The organism is Curtobacterium sp. NPDC086286 (assembly GCF_044746255.1).
Lineage (GTDB): Bacteria > Actinomycetota > Actinomycetes > Actinomycetales > Microbacteriaceae > Curtobacterium.
This window is the reverse complement of the sequence record NZ_JBIVBW010000001.1, coordinates 243597-263481: the sequence shown is the minus strand read 5'-3', so window position 1 is coordinate 263481 and position 19885 is coordinate 243597. Positions and strand designations below refer to the sequence as shown.

The 19885-nt window shown below is 72.8% G+C and carries 15 protein-coding genes and 1 tRNA gene; 7 read left to right on the top strand and 9 right to left on the bottom strand.

What is annotated here, in order from left to right; genetic code table 11:
* Nucleotides 1-167 precede the first annotated feature (167 nt).
* Together ACIPKM_RS01310 and ACIPKM_RS01305 are read left to right on the top strand one after the other, a co-directional pair.
* Nucleotides 168-1262 (top strand): hypothetical protein, encoded by a 1095-nt coding sequence (locus ACIPKM_RS01310; RefSeq protein WP_402735985.1) that lies wholly within the window; start codon nt 168-170, stop codon nt 1260-1262.
* Between the two features lie 77 nt (nt 1263-1339).
* Nucleotides 1340-1600, top strand: a complete 261-nt coding sequence (locus ACIPKM_RS01305; protein WP_092386063.1) for a hypothetical protein — start codon at nt 1340-1342, stop codon at nt 1598-1600.
* Nucleotides 1601-1710: 110 nt separating this feature from the next.
* On the opposite strand, the gene ACIPKM_RS01300 is transcribed toward ACIPKM_RS01305, so the two are convergent.
* The 3 genes from ACIPKM_RS01300 to ACIPKM_RS01290 form a co-directional block, all read right to left on the bottom strand.
* Nucleotides 1711-1783, bottom strand: a tRNA-Arg gene (locus ACIPKM_RS01300).
* A gap of 90 nt (nt 1784-1873) precedes the next feature.
* Nucleotides 1874-2659, bottom strand: a complete 786-nt coding sequence (locus ACIPKM_RS01295) for a dienelactone hydrolase family protein (RefSeq protein ID WP_402735984.1) — start codon at nt 2657-2659, stop codon at nt 1874-1876.
* 27 nt (nt 2660-2686) lie between these two features.
* Nucleotides 2687-4111: a glucose-6-phosphate dehydrogenase gene (locus tag ACIPKM_RS01290; RefSeq protein ID WP_402735983.1), complete on the bottom strand. Its 1425-nt coding sequence runs from the start codon at nt 4109-4111 to the stop codon at nt 2687-2689.
* An 82-nt stretch (nt 4112-4193) separates the two neighbouring features.
* Here ACIPKM_RS01290 and ACIPKM_RS01285 point away from each other — a divergent pair, with 82 nt between their 5' ends.
* From ACIPKM_RS01285 to ACIPKM_RS01275, 3 genes are all read left to right on the top strand, one after another.
* Entirely contained in the window at nt 4194-5363 is a 1170-nt protein-coding gene (locus ACIPKM_RS01285; protein WP_402735982.1) for a Gfo/Idh/MocA family protein, read from the top strand.
* Nucleotides 5360-6283, top strand: coding sequence for a sugar phosphate isomerase/epimerase family protein (locus ACIPKM_RS01280; protein WP_402735981.1), 924 nt, complete (start codon nt 5360-5362; stop codon nt 6281-6283). Before ACIPKM_RS01285 ends, ACIPKM_RS01280 begins: the two co-directional genes overlap by 4 nt.
* Nucleotides 6284-6403: 120 nt before the next feature.
* Nucleotides 6404-8743 carry a bifunctional metallophosphatase/5'-nucleotidase gene (locus ACIPKM_RS01275; RefSeq protein WP_402735980.1) on the top strand — a complete coding sequence of 780 codons (2340 nt, stop codon included), beginning with the start codon at nt 6404-6406 and terminating at the stop codon, nt 8741-8743.
* Between the two features lie 305 nt (nt 8744-9048).
* Here the strand turns inward: ACIPKM_RS01275 and efeB are convergent, their stop codons facing one another.
* From efeB to efeU, 3 genes are read right to left on the bottom strand one after another with little or no spacing between them, the layout of a single operon-like run.
* Nucleotides 9049-10374: an iron uptake transporter deferrochelatase/peroxidase subunit gene (gene efeB / locus ACIPKM_RS01270; protein WP_070418156.1), complete on the bottom strand. Its 1326-nt coding sequence runs from the start codon at nt 10372-10374 to the stop codon at nt 9049-9051.
* Nucleotides 10371-11594, bottom strand: a complete 1224-nt coding sequence (gene efeO, locus ACIPKM_RS01265; protein ID WP_071296022.1) for an iron uptake system protein EfeO — start codon at nt 11592-11594, stop codon at nt 10371-10373. The genes efeB and efeO overlap by 4 nt, the downstream gene beginning before the upstream one ends.
* Nucleotides 11581-13167, bottom strand: coding sequence for an iron uptake transporter permease EfeU (efeU, locus tag ACIPKM_RS01260; RefSeq protein WP_402735979.1), 1587 nt, complete (start codon nt 13165-13167; stop codon nt 11581-11583). Before efeU ends, efeO begins: the two co-directional genes overlap by 14 nt.
* Nucleotides 13168-13236: 69 nt before the next feature.
* Between efeU and ACIPKM_RS01255 the strand changes: the two genes are divergently transcribed.
* Together ACIPKM_RS01255 and ACIPKM_RS01250 are read left to right on the top strand one after the other, a co-directional pair.
* On the top strand, nt 13237-14022 hold the full coding sequence (locus ACIPKM_RS01255) for a trimeric intracellular cation channel family protein (protein WP_070418153.1): 786 nt from the start codon (nt 13237-13239) through the stop codon (nt 14020-14022).
* A 284-nt stretch (nt 14023-14306) separates the two neighbouring features.
* Complete coding sequence (locus ACIPKM_RS01250) at nt 14307-14936, top strand: TetR/AcrR family transcriptional regulator (RefSeq protein WP_070418152.1); 630 nt, start codon at nt 14307-14309, stop codon at nt 14934-14936.
* A gap of 142 nt (nt 14937-15078) precedes the next feature.
* On the opposite strand, the gene ACIPKM_RS01245 is transcribed toward ACIPKM_RS01250, so the two are convergent.
* From ACIPKM_RS01245 to ACIPKM_RS01235, 3 genes are read right to left on the bottom strand one after another with little or no spacing between them, the layout of a single operon-like run.
* Nucleotides 15079-17430 carry a transglutaminaseTgpA domain-containing protein gene (locus ACIPKM_RS01245; protein WP_402735978.1) on the bottom strand — a complete coding sequence of 784 codons (2352 nt, stop codon included), beginning with the start codon at nt 17428-17430 and terminating at the stop codon, nt 15079-15081.
* Entirely contained in the window at nt 17427-18758 is a 1332-nt protein-coding gene (locus ACIPKM_RS01240) for a DUF58 domain-containing protein (RefSeq protein ID WP_071302792.1), read from the bottom strand. The genes ACIPKM_RS01245 and ACIPKM_RS01240 overlap by 4 nt, the downstream gene beginning before the upstream one ends.
* On the bottom strand, nt 18758-19750 hold the full coding sequence (locus ACIPKM_RS01235) for a MoxR family ATPase (RefSeq protein ID WP_083295231.1): 993 nt from the start codon (nt 19748-19750) through the stop codon (nt 18758-18760). The genes ACIPKM_RS01240 and ACIPKM_RS01235 overlap by 1 nt, the downstream gene beginning before the upstream one ends.
* Nucleotides 19751-19885 lie beyond the last annotated feature (135 nt).

Here is a 19885-nt window from a genome sequence, read left to right as displayed (position 1 = left end):
GGCGGGGCGCGCGGGCCGCGCGGCCCGACGCCGAGTGGGGGGGGGGGGCGGCGGGGCCCCCCCCCCCCCCCCCGGCCCGGGCGGGGGGGGGGGGGCCCCGGGCCCCCCGCGCCTCCCGTCCGTCTGCCCACCCGGTAGGGTCGTGAGGTCACGAACCGGGGGGAACCGTGCAGGCACTGCGCACACCGATCGACACCACCGCCCTCACCGAGCCGGTCCGACGCCGCGACGCGCGACGGACCTGGAAGGCCCTCGTCGCCGAACACCCCGAGGCGCGCGACCTGGTCGGACTCGTCCGACGGATCGTCCTCGGCGCCGGAGCACTCTGCCTGCCGATCGGCCTGCTCGCGTTCACCCTCGTCATCACCGCCACCGTCGCCGAGGGCGGCGAGGACGTGGCGACCGCCGTCCTCGTGCAGAGCGTGATCGGCGCCTTCCTCGGCCTGGCCGGGGTCCTCTGCACCTGGGCGTGGATCCGGGTGCGGCGCCGACGCCCGCGGAAGCGGGTCCACCACCGCCTCGCCCGGTTCGCGGCGGCCAACGGCATGACCTACAGCCCGGGGCCGACCGGGACACGTCGTGACGCCCCGCTCCGTCGACGCGGCGCGCTGAACTGCTACCGGGTGCTCCGGACCCCCGGGCCCCGAGGCCTGGAGTTCGCGAACCACGAGCTCGTCCGGTCGACCATGACGAACACCTCGCCGGCGTTCGGCGGGTACTGCGCGATGCGTCTGCCCGTGGCGTTGCCGAACATCCTGCTGCGGTCCGAGGAGGGCCCTCGACGCCCGCTGCACACCTCGTCGGTCGTTCGTGGCTCGCAGGTGCTGTCGTTGGAGGGCGACTTCGACCGGTACTTCCGTCTGTACTGCCCCGCCGGGTACGAACGCGACGCGCTGTACCTGTTCACGCCGGACGTGATGGCGCGGCTGGTCGACCACCTGCGGGGGCTCGACGTCGAGATCGTGGACGACTGGATGTACCTGATCAGCGCCCGCGACCTGATCACGGACCGGCCCGAGCGGTGGGAGGCCCTCGCGGCGGCGGTCGACGCCCTCGACGACCGGGTCGAGCGCTGGGCGCGGTGGCGGGACGAGCGCTCCGAGGTGGCTGTCTCCGCCGACGACGGCCCGGTCGTGCGGGTGCGGGAGGTCGCGAAGCCCGGGCGGCGGCTCCGGACGACCTGGGGTGCCGGGACGGTGCTCATCGTCGGGACGGTGACGCTCGGGTTCGTCGCGCTGATCGTGGCGATCAACCTGCCCTGATCGGGCTGCTCGGTGGCTGGCGTCCGGCGTCCGGCGTCCGCGGCGTTCCTGTGCGAACGCTCCGGTACGGTGGTCCCGTGAACAACGGGTGGCGCGACGGTCTCTTGGTCGTGTGGATCATCTCCCTGCTGGCGGCGATCGGGCTCTGGGTCTCGGCGATCGTCATCTTCGGCAAGGGACCGGACTCGGTCGAGCTCGTGCCGCTCGCGGCGTCGCTCGCCGGCGCTGCTGCCGTGGTGAGCTTCTGGTGGTTCGTGTCGCTGCTCCTGTGGCTCGCGGTGAGCGCGGTGGTGCGGGAGCACGAGAAGGACCGGCAGCAGGCGGCGCGCCTGCGCTGACGCGCCCGCCCCGGGCCAGGCCAGGGGCTCCGCCCCGGGCCAGGCCAGGCCAGGAACGACGAAGGCCCCGTCGCGGTGCGACGGGGCCTTCGATCGGTTCGGTGGTGCAGTGCGCTCGAAGGGACTCGAACCCCCAACCTTCTGATCCGTAGTCAGATGCTCTATCCATTGAGCTACGAGCGCGTGGCCTTGCGGCCGTGGAAGACTCTACAACAGCTGCGGCCCCGAACGCCAATCGAGGCCGCCCCGAGCCCGCCCTCGGCGTGTCGGCCCTCAGAGCGCGGCGAGCTCCTCGTCGAAGACCTCGGCGAGGAACACCTCGAGTGCCCGCCACGACCGACGGTCGGCGCGCTCCTGGTACTGCGCACCGTGGTCCGGTGCGTCCGTCCCGGGCACTGCGAAGGCGTGCATCGCGCCCGCGTAGGTCACGACCTGCCAGTCGACGGTCGGCACCGCCCGCATCTCGTCCTGCCACGCGTGGACCTTCTCGTCCGGCACGACCGGGTCCGCGGCGCCGGTCAGGACGAGGAGCTTCGCCCGGACGTCGGCCGCGTCGGAGGGGTCGTGCGTGAGCAGCCCGCCGTGGAACGAGACCGCGCCGACGAGGTCGGCCCCGGTGCGCGCGAGTTCGAGCGCAGCGGATCCGCCGAAGCAGTAGCCCATCACGACGACCCGGGAGGGGTCGACGTCGGGGTCCTCGAGCAGGCGGTCGAGGCCGGCGCGGACGCGGGCCCGCATGAGCGGGAGGTCTTGGTAGAACGACCCGGCGACCTGGGCGGCGGTGTCGTCGCCCGGCCGGACGCCCTCGCCGTAGACGTCGGCGCCGAAGGCCACGTACCCGAGGCGGGCGAGCATCGTGACGCGCGCCTCGACGTGCTCGTTGACGCCGTGCCAGTCGTGGACGACGAGCACGGCCGGGCGACGACCGGCGATCGCCGCGTCCTTCGCCAGCACGCCGAGCAGCGGGGTGCCCTCGTGGTCGTAGCGGACGGGATCGACGCGCACGTCGGCTCCGGCGGGTTCGGGAACGGTCTGCAGGACGTCGTCGATCGTGGTCACGCGTCGGAACCTACGCCGCGCGGTCCGTCAGCAGTCGATGTTGTCCCAGGAACCGGGTCCCGAGGAGCCTGCCGGGTACTCGTCGAGCGGGGCCTTCCCGCTGCGCCAGGCCTGCAGGAACGGCTCGACGACCTTCCAGCCCTGCACGGCGCTGTCCCCGCGGACGGACAGGGTGGCGTCGCCCTCGAGCACCCCGGCGAGCACCTCGCCGTAGGCACTGAGGCGTCCGGGGTTGAACGTCACGTCGAGGCTCGTGTGGTCGATCGTGTACGGGTCGCCGGCGCCGTTGACGTTGAGCTCGAGCTGCATCTCGTCGGGTGCGATCCAGATCCGGAGCCGATCGGGCAGTTCCGCACCGTGCAGGCCGACCGGCACGTGCGGAGAGTCCTTGAAGGTGATCACGATCTCGCGGCGCTGCTCGGCGAGGGCCTTGCCGGACCGCAGCGTGAAGGGCACCCCGGCCCAGCGCCAGTTCGCGATCTCGAGGGTGAGCTGCGCGAGCGTCTCGGTCTCGAGGGACGGGTCCACGCCCTCCTCGTCGGCGTACGACGGCAGCGACCGGTCGCCGATCGTGCCCGCGGTGTACCGGGCGCGCTTGCCCGCCGCGACGACGTCGCCGCCCCACGGTCGGACGGCACGGAGCACGAGCTCCTTCTGGGTGCGCAGGTCGTCCGCGTCGATCGACGCCGGCGCCTCCATCGCGACCACGGCCATCACCTGGAGCAGGTGGCTCTGGATCATGTCGACGAGCGCGCCCGCCTTGTCGTAGTAGCGCGCACGCCCCTCGAGTCCGAGCGTCTCGTCGTAGACGATGTCGACGCGGGCGACGTGCGCGGACGACAGCAGCGGCTCGATGATGCGGTTCGCGAAGCGGAGGCCGAGCAGGTTCAGCACGGTGGACCGGCCGAGGAAGTGGTCGACCCGGTGGATGCGCTCCTCGGGGAGGAACGAGTGCAGCACGTCGTTGAGGTGCTCGGCACTCTCGGCGTCGGTGCCGAACGGCTTCTCCAGCGCCAGGCGCGTCCCGGACGGCAGGTCCAGGTCCTTGAGCACCTCGCAGCTCTTCTCGGTGACGGCGGGCGGCAGGGCGAAGTAGATCGCGGGGTCGTACCGGCAGTCGCCGAGCAGGGTCCGGAGGTCGTCGGCGTCGGTGACGTCCGCCTTGCGGTAGGTCGAGGCGTCGATGACACCGAGGAGCCGCTCGCTGAGGCGCTCACCGCCGTCGGCAGCCCCCTCGTCCTCCTCGTTCTTCGACGCCTGCGCGTTCTCGAAGGACTCGCGGACCTGCGCCTTCCAGTCGGCGTCCGAGATGTCCTCCACGCCGGCTCCGACGAGCTGGACGTCCCAGTCGTCCTTCACCTCGAGGAGGGTGGCCAGCCCTGGCAGCAGGAGCCGCTTGGACAGGTCGCCGCTGGCACCGAGGATGAGCAGGGAGGTCTGGAGGCTCGACATGCCCCAGAACGTACTCATGCGTTCCGGCGTGTGGCCGGGAGACGTCGGTACGGTGGGGTCCAGTCCGGCGCGAGGGAGCACCATGAGCAGTGGGTACGGAGGGCGACGCCTGCGCGTCGCCGTGGTCGGGACCGGCATGATCGCCGGCGTGCACGCGCGGGCCGCCCGCGCGGCCGGCGCCGAGGTCCTCGGGGTGCTCGGCCGGAGTCCGTCCCGTTCCGAGCAGGTCGCCGCCCAGCTCGACCTCCCCCGCGGGTACGCCTCGCTCGACGAGGTGATCGCGGACGCTCCCGACGTCGTGCACGTCTGCACGCCGAACGACCAGCACCACCCGCAGGCCCTCGCGGTCATCCGTGCCGGGATCAACGTCGTGTGCGAGAAGCCACTCGCCATCGACGCCACCGAGGCCGACGAGCTGGTCGCGGCCGCACGGCTGGCCGGCGTCGTGGCCACCGTGCCGTTCGTGTACCGGTACCACCCGATCATCCGGGAGATCCGCGGACGCATCGCCGACGGCGACCTGGGGCGCGTGCTCGCCGTCCACGGCCACTACCTGCAGGACTGGATGCTCGACGAGGACGCCTCGTCGTGGCGGGTCGACGCGGGCTCTGGGGGCCTCTCGCGGGCGTTCGCCGACATCGGCTCGCACTGGTGCGACCTGGTCGAGTTCGTCACGGGCGAGCGCTTCGCCTCGGTCTCGGCCGCGACCGACATCGTCTACCCGACGCGTCCGGCGGCGTCCGGCCCGTCGTTCTCCGGCTCCCCCGACCCGGACCCGGTGGCCGACGCCTCGCAGCGCGCCGAGGTCACCACCGAGGACACCGCGGTCGCGACCTTCCGGACCGGCACCGGTCGCATCGGCAACGTGGTCATCTCGCAGGTGGCCTCCGGGCGGAAGAACCGGCTGTGGTTCGAGGTCGACGGCACCCGCGGATCTGCCGCCTTCGACCAGGAGCAGCCCGAGTCGGCGTGGTTCGGGAACGAACGCGGCGCGCAGATCGTCGTCCGCGACCCGTCGCTCGGCGTGCCGGACCAGCGGCGCCTGGCCGTGGTGCCGTCGGGGCACCCGCAGGGCTACCTCGACGCGTTCGCCGCGTTCGTCGCCGACACCTACGAAGCGGTCCGGAGCGGCCCCGACCCGGACGGGTGGCCCGAGGGTCTGCCGACGTTCGCGGACGGGGCCCGGTCGGCCCACATCATCGACGCCGTGGTCGGGAGCGCAGCCGACGGCACGTGGGGGGAGATCCGGTGAAGCTCGGGATGCTGACGGCCTGCCTGCCCGGGTGGTCGCTCGACCGCATCGCCGCGTTCGCCCAGCAGCAGGGGTACGAGCGCCTCGAGGTCGGCGTCTGGCCCGGCACCGGCGGGCGTGACTTCGAGGCGGCGCACCTGCCCGTGGCCACCTTCACGGACGACGACGCCCAGGCCACGCGGGAGCTGCTGGACCGCACCGGGCTCGAGATCTCGGCCTTCGCCTACTACGAGAACAACCTGCACCAGGACCTCGACCGCCGGGCCGAGATCAAGGAGCACCTGTTCCACGCGATCGACGCCGCCCAGGTGCTCGGGGTGCCGTACGTCGGCACGTTCATCGGCCGCGACAACAGCAAGTCGGTGCGCGAGAACATGCGCCTGGGTGACCAGGTGCTGCCGGAGCTCGTCGACCACGCCGGCGAACGCGGTGTGCGGTTGATCATCGAGAACTGCGTGATGGAGGGCTGGCACCCGGACGGGTACCCGGGCAACCTCGCGTACTCCCCCGAGCTCTGGGACTGGGTCACCGGGCTCGGCTTCGGCTTGAACTGGGACCCCTCGCACCTGACCTGGATCGGCATCGACCCGGTCGAGACGATCCTGCCGTTCGCCGAGCACATCGTGCACGCGCAGGCGAAGGACGTCGAGCTCTTCCCGCGCAAGCGCGACGAGTACGGGTTCTTCGGCAAGGTCGACAAGGGCGACGACCCGTGGGACATGGGCTGGTGGCGCTTCCGGGTCCCCGGTCGCGGGGTCGTGGACTGGCCGCACGTGGTCGACCGGCTGTACGAGGCCGGCTTCGACGGCACCCTGAGCGTCGAGCACGAGGACCCGCTGTGGGGCGGGACCGACGACAAGGTCCTCGAAGGGCTCCGGATCGCCCACCGCACGCTGCGGCCCCTCATCGCCGTCGACTGAGCCCGGGGTGGCCCGGGGCGGCGCGGGGCGTGCGTGCCCGTGTTGCGTGTGTGAACAACACGTGACGTGTTGCGGCACACCCTGGCGCGTCGGCTGTACGACTTCATAGGTTCTTGGGCGATGAACGCTCACACCTCCCCGCGCCGACGAGGGCGCCTCGTCGGCGGCGCAGCACTCGCCACCGCCGGCGTGCTCGTCGCCCTGTCCGTCCCGTCCGCTGCGATCGCCGCCGACGGGGACACCACGATCGACCTCTACGACGTCAACGACTTCCACGGCCGCATCGCACAGTCGATCTCGCAGACCGACGGCAAGCCGACCCCGCGCGACGGCGACGCCGCCGGTGCCGCGACCCTGGCGGGTGCGCTCGAGCAGCTCCGCGGGCCGGACCCGACGACGTCCGCGTTCGTCAGCTCCGGCGACAACATCGGCGGATCGACGTTCGAGTCCTTCATCCAGGACGACCAGCCGACGATCGACGTCCTGAACCAGATGGACCTCTCCGTCAGCGCCATCGGGAACCACGAGCTCGACAAGGGCCAGGACGACCTGCGCGACCGCGTCATCGGACCCCAGGGCGACCGGAACGCGCAGTGGGACTACGTCTCGGCGAACATCCTCGACACCGCGACGGGTGAGCCCGCGTTCGACCCGTACGCGATCGAGGAGATCAGCGGCAAGCGCGTCGGGTTCATCGGCGCCACGGTCGACCTCGTCGGACAGGGCCTCGTGAGCCCGGCCGGCATCGAGGGCCTCGAGATGGGCGACATCACGACCGAGGTGAACAAGGTCGCAGCGGACCTCACCGACGGCGTCGAGGGCAACGGCGAGGCCGACGTCCTCGTCCTGCTCGTGCACGACGGTGCCGAGTCCGCTGCTGCGACGGACCTCGACGGCGACTCCGACTTCGCCCGTGCCGTCCGCGACGTGGACCCCCGTGTCTCGGCGATCCTCTCCGCGCACACCCACCAGACGTACGTGCACCAGGCGAAGATCGGCGACGGTCCGGCCACCCGCCCGGTGATCCAGACCGGCTCGTACGGCTTCAACCTCGGACACGTGCAGCTCACCGTCGCGGCGGACGGCACCGTCACGTCGACCGTCGCGGAGAACATCCGGCTCGTCGACGGGACCTTCACGCCCGACGCCGACGTGCAGGCCACCGTCGACGACGCGGTTGCCGAGGCCGAGGTCCTCGGTGCGGTCGAGCTCGGCACGGTCGACCGCGACCTGGGCCGTGCGAAGCAGCGCAACGGTTCCGAGAACCGCGGCGGCGAGTCCACGCTGGGGAACTTCGTCGCCGAGGTGCAGCGCGCCGCGACGACCCGCCAGGGCTCGCAGATCGCGTTCATGAACCCCGGCGGGCTCCGGGCCGACATCGCGTCGGGCACGGTCACCTACAAGGAGGCCGCGGTCGTCCAGCCCTTCGCCAACACGCTCGTCGTCCTCGACCTGACCGGCGCGCAGATCCGGCAGGCGCTCGAACAGCAGTGGCAGCCCTCCGGGTCGAGCCGGCCGTTCCTCAAGCTCGGCGCCTCGGACGGCTTCGGGTACACCTACGACCCGGGTGCTCCGGCCGGCTCGCGCATCACCACGATGACCCTCGACGGAACGGCGATCGACGCGGACACGACCTACAAGGTCACCGTCAACTCGTTCCTCGCGGGCGGCGGCGACAACTTCGCCGCGTTCAAGCAGGCGGCGGCGAAGCAGGACAGCGGCAAGGTCGACCTCGAGGCGCAGGTCGAGTACTTCCGCGCGGACCCCACGGTGACGGTCGCCCACGACCAGCGCTCCACCGGCATCCGCACGACGGCGACCCCGGACGGCGGCTTCCAGCCCGGTGACCGGGTCACCATCGAGCTCTCCTCGCTGACGTTCAGCAACGAACCCGACCAGGGCGGCACGGTCACCGTCAGCGCCGGTGGGAAGGAACTCGACCGCGCGACGATCGACACGACGATCGTCGACACGACGGACGAGCAGGGACAGGCGACGCTGTCGTTCCTCGTCCCCGGCGCGACCACGGACCCCGCGACCGCACTCGGCCGGGCAGCCGGCACGACGACCCTCGCGGCAGCCGTGGCCCCGGCCGCCACGACCGACGAGCCCCTCGTCGTCACGCTGCCGAACGGGCAGACGATCACGCTCGCGGTGACGATCCCCGTCGCCGCGGCCGTGGACCCGACCGACCCCGCTGACCCCACGGACCCGGCCGACCCCGGCACGCCGGGCACCCCCGGCGGCGGTGACGACGGTGCGGTCGGTGTCGACACCGACGGTGACGGCGTCGTCGACGGCACGGTCCCGGCGAACGCCGGCGGAGCGCTCGCGTACACCGGTGCCGACATCGCGGGCCCGGCCGTCGCAGCCGGCCTCCTGCTCCTCGCGGGCCTCGTGGCGCTGGTGCTCACGCGTCGGAAGCGCGCCGAGCGCGAGGCGACGGACCTGACGGACTGACGCCGCGCCTCCAGGCAGGAGAACGGGCCGCCCCACCCAGGTGGGACGGCCCGTTCTCGTGGGTCCAGGAGGCGCGGTGCCGGTCCGCAGCGTCGGCGCCCGTCCGCGGGTGGCCCGCGACGCTTGTCCCATCACGGTACTTCCCTGCTGTACCGGCGATCGGCGGGGTACGCTCAGCCCTGTCGCATCGCGACGCGTCGCGCTGGGTCGCCTCTCATCCCGGACGGTGGTTCCGCCCGGGGGACTCCGCGACGCGGGTGCTCTCCGTCTCCAGGGAAACGACGGAGGGCACCCATCTCACTTCCTCAGCGGAAGAGCTGCTCGCCGATGTACGAGCCCTTGCGCGGCGCCGGCGGGACGGCGAACACGCCGCTCCCGATGTGCGAGACGTACTCGTTGAGCCGGTCGGAGGCACCGAGCTTCCGCTGCAGCGTCGTGAAGTGCTCCGGGTCGTTCATGTACGCCGCGAAGAGCAGCCCCGCGTCGAGCTGACCGTACTGGTTGAGCCCGTCGGTGTAGTTGTACGGCCGCCGCAGGATCTTCACGCCGCCGTTCGCCTCGTGGGCCGCGAGCGCGATGTGCGACGTCGGGTCGATCTTCGTCGTGCCGTCGGACGCCGTCGCGTGGAAGTCGGGCGTGGTGTGCTCCGAGCCGCCGGAGAGCGGTGCGCCCTCGATCTTCGTGCGACCGAACACCCGCTGCTGGTCGCTGACGACGTCCGCGTCCCAGATCTCGATGTTCATCCGGATCTTCCGCACCACCTGGTACGTGCCGCCGCGCATCCAGCCGGCCCCGGACCCCGGTTCGTCGACCCAGACGAAGCGGTCGTAGTCCTCGTCGGTGGTGATGTTCCGGGTGCCGTCCTTGAACCCCATGAGGTTGCGGGGCGTGGACTGGTCGGGCCCGGCCGAGGCGCGACCGAAGCCGAGCACAGTCCACCGCACGGTCGCGGTGCCGCGGGCCATCCGGGCGAGGTCGCGGACCGCGTGGTACGCCACCTGCGGGTCGTCCGCACACGCTTGCAGGGACAGGTCTCCCCCGGTGAGGGCACGGTCGAGGTTGTCGCTCGGCAGCGTCGGGATCGCGGCGAGGTGCGCCGGCTTCTTCGACGCGAGACCGAAGCGCTCGTCGAAGAGCCCCGGGCCGAGGCCGACGGTGACCGTCAGGGACGCAGGACCGAGGTCGAGCGCCTCCCCCGTGTCCGCACCGACGCCGTCGCCGTGGGCGGGTTCGACGCTGCCGACGGTCTTCCCGGCCTGCAGCTGCGCGATCGACGCCGACCAGCGGGCGAGGAGCACCTGCAGGTCGGTCCGGACCGTCGAGGACATGTCGAACGTCATGAACACGCAGTAGCGCTGCGGAGCGGTCTGCACCCCGCCCTGCGGCTGCCGCGCGGCGGTCGCGTAGAACGGGTGGCTCCGCGAGAGGTCGATCGACTCGTCGCCGTTCGTCGCCGCGGTGAACGGGTTCACCCCGGTCGCGGCCGTGGCACCGGCGACCCCGGCGGCGGCGCCGAGGCCGGCTCCGGCCGCAGCGACACCGGCGGTCACGCCGGCGCCGAGGAGCCCGCGGCGGGAGAGGGGCGCGGGGCCCGTCCCGTCGCGGGCCGGCTCGTCGTGCGGGGTCGTCACGCGGTGGCGACCTTCTCGGCGAGGCGGGACAGCGGGTCCTGCAGCGCCTGGACCTGCTGCGAGATCGTGTTCGCGTCCGAGGCCTTGGTCGCGGCGTCCCACGTGTCGAAGCCGCCGAGGTCGTCGGCGTTGCGGTAGCCGTCCATGAGCGTGTTCGTGCGGTCGAACTGCGTCGCGATCTGCTTCGTCAGCGTCGGGTCGAGCTTCGTCAGGCCCGGCTTGAGGTACGCGAAGGCCTGGCGGGCGCCCTCCACGTTCGCGGCGAGGTCGACGAGGTCGATGTGGCTGTACGCCTCCTCCTCGCCGGTGATCTTGTTCGACTGGACCTCCTCGAGCAGGCCGGCGGCACCGTTGGCGAGGTCCTCGGGCTTGTAGTCGAGGGTCGGCACGAGCTTCGCGAGCAGCTGCACGTTCTCGGTCAGGTCCGCGGCGGTCTGCTTGGTCGACGCGGTGATCGCCCCGGCCTCGAACAGGTCCTTCTCGACCGCGTGGAACCCGCTCCAGCCGACGGCCGGGTCGAGGTTCGAGGCGCGCATGTCGATGAGGTAGTCGAGGTTGCCGGCGTTGTCGGTGGCCTTGAAGCCCTTCTTCACGAAGCCGTCGACGTCGCTCTCGACGTGCTCGTAGAACGGGCGGGCGTTCGCGTAGTCGGTCTTCGCGGCGGCGAGGTCACCCGCGTCGACGTCCTTCTGCAGCTGCTCGACCGCGGCGACCATGTCGGTGACCTGGCCGTCGACGTACTCGGCGTAGCCCTTCGTGCCCTCGTCGAGGAGGGTCGCGGCGCTGCTGTTCGCCGTCGAGGTCACCTTGCCGGTGACGGTGAAGTCGGTGAGTTCCTGGTCGGCCCCGGGGCAGTACACCTGGTACTTGCCGCCGGTGAGCGTGGCGGTGAACGTGACGGCGGCGAGCCCGGGCGCGAGGTTCTCCTTCTCGCCGAGGATGCGCTGGTCCTGCAGCAGCTCGACCTCGGTGATCGCGGTCGACGACTCGTTCTTGACGGTGAACGTGACCGGGCCGGCGGGGACCTTCGTGGTCGACACGGCGCACTTGTCGGAGCCGTCGTTCGTCAGCGTGACCGAGACGCGGGAGACCTTGCCGGAGCTGCTCGCGGTGTCACCCGCCGACGTGGACGAGTTCGCGCACCCGGTCAGGGCGAGGGCGGTGACGACGCCGAGGGCGCCGAGGGTGGTCAGGGGGCGGGCAGTCCTACCGAACGGCATACTCAGGGCTCCTCGTGGGGTCGTCCGCGGGTGGGCCGCGTGACGGGTCGGTTTCGGGGGTGGTGGTCGTGGGCTCCGGCCGCCGACGGCGGTCGCGGAGGGCGAGCAACGCCTGGGCAGCGGCGGCGACGCCCAGGGCGATCGGCAGCCAGGCCTTCCAGAGCAGCAGCTCGGCGGAGCGGGTGTCCGCGGCCGCCACCGCGGTGGCGGCCTGCTGGACGCGGGCGTCCGGCACGGACCAGACGGTGCGGTCCAGGGTCGTGGTCCGAGCGGACGGGAGGCCCCCACCGCTCAGCGTGAGCACGGTGCGTTCCGCGCGGCTCGCGTCCAGGACCCCACCCCGGACGGTCCAGAGGCTCACGGTGTCGCGGACGGCCCAGCGCGCCGAGAACGGCCCGGGGTTCGTGCTCGGTGAGATGCCGACGGGGACGCGGCCGAACAGGTCGACGAGGTCGTCGAGCGTCAGGCTCGACGGCCGCTGCGCGGCCGACCCGTCCTCGGTCCGCCGCCAGCGGTCGGCGGTCACGCCCGCGCGGGTGACGCTCCGGTGGGTCGACGCCGGGAAGGCGACCCGCGCCTCCTGGCCCGTGCCGCTCGTGCGCATGCTCGCGGCCGTCCCGTCGACGGACGCGGTGACGGAACCGCCGCCGGTCACGGCGGTCGTGGACGGGAGGTCGACGCCGCCGGTCGGGACCGCGATCGCCAGGGTCGCAGCGGCGACGGCGAGGACACCGGCGATGCCGAGTCGCAGGGCGGGGACCCGTTCGCGCGACGGACGCCAGGCACGCGGCCAGAGGGAGATCGCGAGGACGGGGACGACGTAGAGCACCCAGCCGAGCACCTCGATGACCCGGGGGTCCGGCGGGATGCCGAGGACGCCGGTGACGAGGGCGCCCTGCACGGACCCGTTCGGCGCGAGCCAGCTGAGGTCGACCGTGCGCTGCTGCCCGATCACGATCCACCCGGCCTCGTGCGCGCGGCGGAGCACGGTCAGCACGAGGCCGCCGGCGACGAACACGAGGAAGATCCCCGTGCCGGTGAAGAACTTCGACAGGTTCAGCCGGACGCCGCCGGTGTAGATGCCGTACCCGACGACCACGGCGCCCGCGATGCCGATGACCGCACCGAGCGCCGCGAGCCCGGTGTCCGACGACGCCTGGAACGTGGCGAGCAGGAAGACCGCGGTCTCGAAGCCCTCCTTGAGGACGGCGAGGAAGGCCATGCCGGCGAGGGCCCAGGCGGTGCCACGGCCGAGGGCCTCGGTCGCGCTCGCCTCGAGCTCGGTCGTGAGCGTCCGCGCGTGGGTGCGCATCCAGACGATCATGCCCGTCACGAAGACGACGGCGACGATGCCGATGATCGCCTCCATGCCCTCCTGCTGGGCCTGCGGGAGCGCCTGCTCGACGACCTGCAGGCCGAAGCCCACGGCGATGCTGAGCACCACGGCGACCCCGACGCCGAACCACATGGGGGCGAGGGGGACGCGGTTGCGACGGAGGAACGCGGCGATGATGCCGACGATGAGCGTCGCTTCGAGGCCTTCACGGAGGCCGATGACGAGGGTGGCGAGCATGGCAAAGGTGAGGCTAACCTAACCAGCGCGCGACCCGCCACCTCCCGCCGGTGATGTTTGATGGTTCTCATGAACCTGCTGTCCGTCGATGGCCTGGCGTCGGTCACGAACGTGCTCGACCTGGCCGGGGTGTTCGCGTCGGCGCTCCTCGGCGGATCGCTCGCGCGGACGATGGACTTCGACCTCTTCGGGTTCCTCGTCGTCGGGTTCGTGTCCGGCCTCGGCGGCGGCATGCTCCGCGACACCCTGTTGCAGAACGGGCCGCCCGTCGCGCTCGTCGACCCGCTGTACGTGCCGGTCGCGATCGCCGGTGCGCTCATCGCCTTCTTCGTGTCGTTCTCCGAGCTGACCTGGGACCGGTTGTTCACCGTGCTCGACGCCGCGGTCATCGGCTTCTGGTCGGTGGTCGGGGTGCAGCGGACGTTCGACGCCGGTCTCGACTGGCCGGCCGCGATCATCATGGGCACGATCACGGCGGTCGGCGGTGGTGCGATGCGGGACCTGCTGCTCCGCCGGGTCCCCGCGGTGTTCGGCGGCAACGCGCTCTACGCCACGGTCGCCGTCGCCGCGTCCGCCGTGATGGTCGTCGCGTCGCACCTCGGGTCACCCTCGATCGGCATCGTCGCCGCGATCGTGCTCTCCCTCGGGCTACGGTGGGGCGCGGTCCGGCGCGGCTGGGGGCTGCCGAACGGTCGTGAGTGGCAGCCGAAGTCTACGCTCGGATCCCTGCTCCAGCGCGGCCGGAAGCTCCGACCGGACGCGATCCGGTTGCTGCGACGGCCGGGGCGACGGTCCGGCGCGGGAAGCGTGCACCACGAGAACGAGTCGGGGCCCGCGGACGCGTCGGACGGCTGAATCCGCGAAGGGGCTGTCATCTGTCGGTGCTCGGTCGTACAATCAGTACCGCCGGGTATCGACCCGGCATCCATGGTCCGCTGGTGCACCGACGCGACCCGAACGCGCCGGTTCCGTACGGACCTGTGGTTGGGGGCTTCGCTGATGCCGCGCGGGATCAGACGCGCGGCGCGGCAGGTCTCCCGACGCACCCTGCCTCCAGCACAATGGTCGTGACCCACCACCACGCCAGCCCGACGAAGCCGGACCCGACGGATCACGGCGGGCCCGTCGAATCAGGAACAATGAGCGACGACGCCTCCGACCCCAGCCCCTCCGTCACCGGCTCGCCCACGCCCCGGACCCCGCGGGCCGAGGTGCGGGAACGACTCCTCACCGCCGGGGCCCAGGTCTTCGCCGAGCAGGGCGTGCACGAAGCTCGGCTCGACGAGGTCGCCGCCCGCGCCGGGTTCAGCAAGGGCGCCGTCTACTCGAACTTCTCGTCGAAAGAAGACCTCGTCGCGCAGGTCATGCAGCGCGCGACGAACCTGGTGCTCGGGTCGCTGCGGGAACTCGTCCGCGCCGACATCGCCGCGGTGGACATCGGCGACGTCGTCCGGGCAGCGTTCGGGCGGCACGACCAGAGCGGCCAGTTCGCCCTGCTGTCGGAGTTCCGGGGGTACGCCACGCGCCACCCCGAGTTCCTGCCCGAGTTCGTGCGGCAGCGGCGGGAGCTGCAGGACGGCGTGTTCGAGCTCGTGGAGCTGTGGTTCGGGGCGCACCCGGAGATCGATGCGGGGATGTCGCTCGAGGACTTCTCCCGGGTGCTCATCGGGGCGAACGTGGGGATCGTGTTCGATGCGGCGGCGCTGCCCGGGGTGAACCCGGGCGAGGTCGTCGCGGCCCTCGTCGAGGCGGTCATCCGCCGGCGCTGACGCCGCGCCGTGCCGCGGCGCGGCGGGTGACGCAGTGTGCGAGGTTCCGCGCGCGGTGGGACCCTGCGGGCCCCGCACCACGCGCGGAACCTCGCACGCTACGAGCGCGCGGCGCGCGGCGCGCGGCACGCTACGCGCGCCGCTACGCCGCGCTGCGGCGTGCGCGCCGCCCCTCGTGCGACCACGCGGACGAGGGCAGCAGGCTCGGCGGCAGCAGGCGCGACCGGAGCACCCGCGCACCGGAGGCCGAGGCGTCCAGGGCGACCCGCGCCTCCTGGACCGCCACGAGCAACGACGCAGCGTCCACCGAGGCCGCACCGCCCGCGGCGAACCGCTCCCGGTCGACCGCGTCGACGATCGTCTCGAGGTGCGGCAGCACCGTCGCCGGCACCGACGGCCGGAGCCGCCCGAGCACCGCACGTGCCGTCCGCGCTGCGGCGGCGGCGTCACCCGGCGGCGCGAGGCCCGGCGCGTAGCCGTGGTCGGCGACGTCGTCGAGCGCCTCACGCCAGGCGTTCACCGCCGGTGACCTGCCCGATCGCACCGCGCCGAGTCGTGTCCGACGGCGGAGTGCCCGGACGAGCGCCGGGGACACCAGGAGCGCCACGGCGATCACCAGTCCCACCGCGAGCCCGAGCGGTCCGTTGCCCCCACCACCGGTCGACCCGGCGGCACCCGGTACGGCGGACGCGCTCGGCGTCGGCGTCTCGGACGTGGCGGGAGCGGATTCGCCCGGGGCGGGCAGCGGTGTCTCCGGCGCGGCGGCCGAGGGGGTGGAGGTGGCCTCGGTCGAGGGCGTCGCGGCGGCGTCGGAGTCGGGCGTCGGCTCGAACGCGACCCAGCCGGCGCCCTTGATGTAGAGCTCCGGCCACGAGTGCAGCTGCCGGTTCGACACCGTGTACTCGCCGTCGGCCTGCGTGGAGCCCGCCCGGTAGCCGACCGCGATGCGCGACGGGATGCCGAGCGTGCGGGCCATCACCGCCATCGCCGAGGAGAAGTGGACGCAGTAGCCCTCGCGGACCTGCAGGAACTTCGCGACGACGTCCATGCTGTCGCCGTCGTAGCCCTGTTCGACCGGCGCGGTCTCGGAGTAGGTGAACAGGTCGCTGCGGAACCACTGCTCGAGCGCGCGGCCCTTCTCGTAGTCGGTGGCCGCGCTGCCCGCGACGCGCTGCGCCGTCCGCGCGATGCTGACCGGCAGCTTGTCGGGGAGCTCGCGGTCCGTGCGGAGCTGGTTCGCCGAGGGGGTCGCGAACCCCCGGCCGTCGGCTCGCCCGAGCAGGCCGGAGCTCGCGATCGCGTCGAGGTACTCGCCGGACCACGTCGAGGCGCCGTACACCTCGTAGGTGGCACCGCGCGGGGTGGCCGGGCCGGTGGAACGCACCGTGCTCGACTCCCCCATCCAGCGCCACTGCGACAGGTCGAGGTTCGTCGAGCGCGACTCGATCGAGACCGCGCCGGCGGGGACGGGCAGGTAGTTGCTCGACAGCCCCGTGACCCGGATCGTGACGTCGCCGCGGCTGGAGAGCCGCGGGTTGATGCCGACCGCCCACTGCTGCTGGTCGGCGGTCTCGGACTTCGCGGCGTCGGTGGTGGTCGGCACCCAGTCGCCGGTGCCGAATTCGTCGAGGTTCGCGAGCTTCAGGTACTCCGGCCGACCGTCGGACGAGCGGTAGCGGAACACCTCGAGCTCGTTCGGCTGCCGGAGGTCCTGCCCGAGGTTGAGCAGCGTGCCGGGGCGCCCGGGCTGCACGGGCGACTGGATCGCCCCGGTGACGCCGGACAACCAGCTGGCGTTGAGCGGCACGATCGCGGGCAGTCCCACCGCGACGACGAGTCCGATCGCCCCGACGACGGCGGCGGGGAACGCCCGTTGGACCGGCCGCACCGAGAGCCAGAGCAGGACGAGGAAGGCGATGCCGGTGGCGATCACGAGCCCGGGTGCGGCGGGGGCTCCGGTGACGACGCCCGGCACGATGAGGATCACGAGCGCGGGGACGGCGGCGAGTGCGGCGGTCGGGGCGACGGCCGCGAGGAACAGCGAGACGCCGGCGACCCAGCCGATCGCGACCGTGACGATGAGCCGGATCGCGTCGGACTGCGGCAGCGGTGCGGGGTTCAGCCGGATCGCCGCGAGCGTCTCGCCGAGCGCGCCGTTCCGGTCGAGCCACCCGAGTGGCTGGACGTCGTTCACGACCGCAGCGGCGCACGAGCAGACCACGAGCGCCGCGACGAGTGCCACGAACCGCACCCCGGGCGCCCGACGACGGACGGCGAGCATCGTGCCGACGAGGACGGCGGCGACGAGGACGCCGGACACCCACCACGCGACGCCCTGCACGAGGGGACGCATGGCGAGGGCGGCGATGAGGACGGGCACCGGTGCGAGTGCGACGACCCAGGGGCTCGGCGAGTCCGGTCGGTCGACCCGTCGGTCGGGTTCGCGCCGCGCCTCGCCCCGGGGCGGGGCCGGACGGGTGGCGACGCCGCTCACCGGATGCTCCCGGGCGCGTGGGCACCGGCGACCGGGACCACCAGGGTCCGCCACCCGCCGCGGTCGAGGATGCCGCGCACCACCGGGTCCGGCGGGACGATGGTCGCCAGGATCCCCCGGCTCGACCCGGTCGTCGCGGAGACGAGTTCGGCGGCCTGCTCGGCGGTGCAGTTGCCGGTGACGACGGCGGTCATGCCGTGCACGTCGCGGCCGCGGACGTCCGGGAGGACCTCGGTGACCTCGCGGGCGTCGGAGCGGACCCGGACGTCGGCCAGCCCCACGAGCACGTCGGTCAGTCCGCCGGCGTCCCCCGCGTGCCGGGTGCTGCCGGACGGTCCGTCGCTGACGAGCACGACGCGCGAGGTCCGTGCGGCCAGTGCCCGTGCGACGCTCGCCGCGACGACGACCGCGTGCTCGAACGCGGCGTCGCCGCCGAGGTCCGAGAGCTCGGCCAGGTCGTCGCGGCCGAGGCGCTGGTAGGACTCGCGTCGGACGTCGAGCGCGATGACGGCCTCCGGCGGCTGCGCCTGTGTGGTCTGGCGGACGTGGAGTTCCCCGCGGCGGGCGCTCTGGGCCCAGTGCACACGGCGGATCGGGTCACCCGGGCGGTAGGGACGCAGTTCGCTGTCGTCGGCCGACCCGCCCTGCCCCACCCGGCCTTCGTCGGCGGAGACGGCTCCGGCGAGCGCACCCGCGTCGAGCGACGCGAGCGGGGTCGATGCCGGGACGACCACGACCTCTTCCGCGGCGACCACCGGTCGGTCGATGCGGAGCAGGCCGAACGGGTCCTCGACGCGGATCGTCACGGGGCCGACCACGCTGCGCCCGCGGTGCATCGCCAGGGCCTCGACGTCGAGCACCGCCGGCGGGAGGTTCGGCCCGACCGCGGCGTACGTCTCGGCGGTGGACATGCTGACGAGGGCGTCGTCGAGCTGTTCGCGCACGAGGAGCATCGATCGCGGGCCGATCGGCAGGCTCGTCCCGCCGAGGGTGATCCGTTCGCGGTACACCTCGCCGACCTGGACGATCGCGCGCGCCGTGCTCCGGCTGCCGCGCAGCGGTGCGGCGACGACGAACGCCATGACGATGCCGAGCACCACGAGCACGAGGAGCAGCAGCCCCGCGGACACCGCGACGCTCGTCGTCCCCACGAGCCCGCCGCCGATCAGCCCGATGCCGACCGCGATCACGGTCCAGCCGCGCACGGTCGGTCGGGGGAACGGCGTACGGCGCAGCAGCGCGAGGCCCCGCCGCCCGTACCGGAGCGCCCCGGAGCGCAGGGCGCCGGCACGCAGCGCGAGCGACGTCGGCGCCGGGGACCCGGACATCAGGAGCGGACGGGGGTCGCCGTGAACGGCACGGCCGTGTCGGACACGATGCGCACGACGATGTCGCGGACGGTGTCGTCGCCCGTCCCACCGAGGCCGCGGGCGACCGGCACGAGCCGGTGCGCGAGGATGACCGGCGCCAGCGTGGCGACGTCGTCCGGCGTGACGAAGGGACGGCCGAGCAGCGCGGCGTGGGCACGGGCGGCCGAGGCGAGGTGCAACGTGGCACGCGGGCTGGCACCGAGCACGATGTCGGGGTGGCTGCGGGTGGCCCGGACGATCGCGACGATGTACGCCTCGACGTCGGGCGCGACGTGGACCGTGCGCACCGACTGGATGAGGTCGCGGAGGGTGTCCACGTCGACGATCGGACGGAGGTGCGCCAGCGGGTCGCCACCACCGCGGTTGGTCAGCATCTGCCGTTCGGCGTCGGCGCTCGGGTACCCCATCGTCAGGCGGGCCATGAAGCGGTCGCGCTGGGCCTCGGGCAGCGGGTACGTGCCCTCCATGTCGATCGGGTTCTGCGTCGCGACGATCATGAACGGGCTGTCCAGCTTGCGCGTCACGCCGTCGACGGTCACCTGCGCCTCGGCCATCGCCTCGAGCAGCGCCGACTGGGTCTTCGGGCTCGTGCGGTTGATCTCGTCGCCGATGACGACGTTCGCGAACACCGGCCCCGGCGAGAACCGGAACGTGCCGGACGACTGGTCGAAGATGTTCACGCCGGTGACGTCCGACGGCAGCATGTCCGAGGTGAACTGGATGCGGTTCACGGACCCGCCGACCGATGCGCCGAGCGCCTTGGCCAGCACCGTCTTGCCGACACCGGGGACGTCCTCGACGAGCAGGTGCCCCTCGGCCAGCATCACCGTCAGGGCGGTGCGGATGGCCTCGGTCTTGCCGTCGACGACGGTGGAGACGGCGGCGGTGATGTCGTCACCGACGTCCCGGATGCGCTCGATCGGGAAGGCGGGGTCGGTCGGTTCCGGCACGCAGGCCTCCTCGGCTCAGGACAGGTGTCGTGCATGCTACAACGGCCCGGTGACAGGGACCGGGGGATGCGTCACCGACCGGGCCGCCGGACACACGGCGACGGACTGGAGGCGCGGGTCACGTGCGCCGATCAG

What these genes read in the sequence shown, in the direction of transcription:
- ACIPKM_RS01290 (WP_402735983.1), bottom strand. Translation starts at nt 4,111, where the DNA reads ATGTCGAGCCTCCAGACCTCCCTGCTCATCCTCGGTGCCAGCGGCGAC.
- ACIPKM_RS01285 (WP_402735982.1), top strand. Translation starts at nt 4,194, where the DNA reads ATGAGCAGTGGGTACGGAGGGCGACGCCTGCGCGTCGCCGTGGTCGGG.
- ACIPKM_RS01275 (WP_402735980.1), top strand. Translation starts at nt 6,404, where the DNA reads ATGAACGCTCACACCTCCCCGCGCCGACGAGGGCGCCTCGTCGGCGGC.
- efeO (WP_071296022.1), bottom strand. Translation starts at nt 11,594, where the DNA reads ATGCCGTTCGGTAGGACTGCCCGCCCCCTGACCACCCTCGGCGCCCTC.
- efeU (WP_402735979.1), bottom strand. Translation starts at nt 13,167, where the DNA reads ATGCTCGCCACCCTCGTCATCGGCCTCCGTGAAGGCCTCGAAGCGACG.
- ACIPKM_RS01255 (WP_070418153.1), top strand. Translation starts at nt 13,237, where the DNA reads ATGAACCTGCTGTCCGTCGATGGCCTGGCGTCGGTCACGAACGTGCTC.
- ACIPKM_RS01250 (WP_070418152.1), top strand. Translation starts at nt 14,307, where the DNA reads ATGAGCGACGACGCCTCCGACCCCAGCCCCTCCGTCACCGGCTCGCCC.
- ACIPKM_RS01240 (WP_071302792.1), bottom strand. Translation starts at nt 18,758, where the DNA reads ATGTCCGGGTCCCCGGCGCCGACGTCGCTCGCGCTGCGTGCCGGCGCC.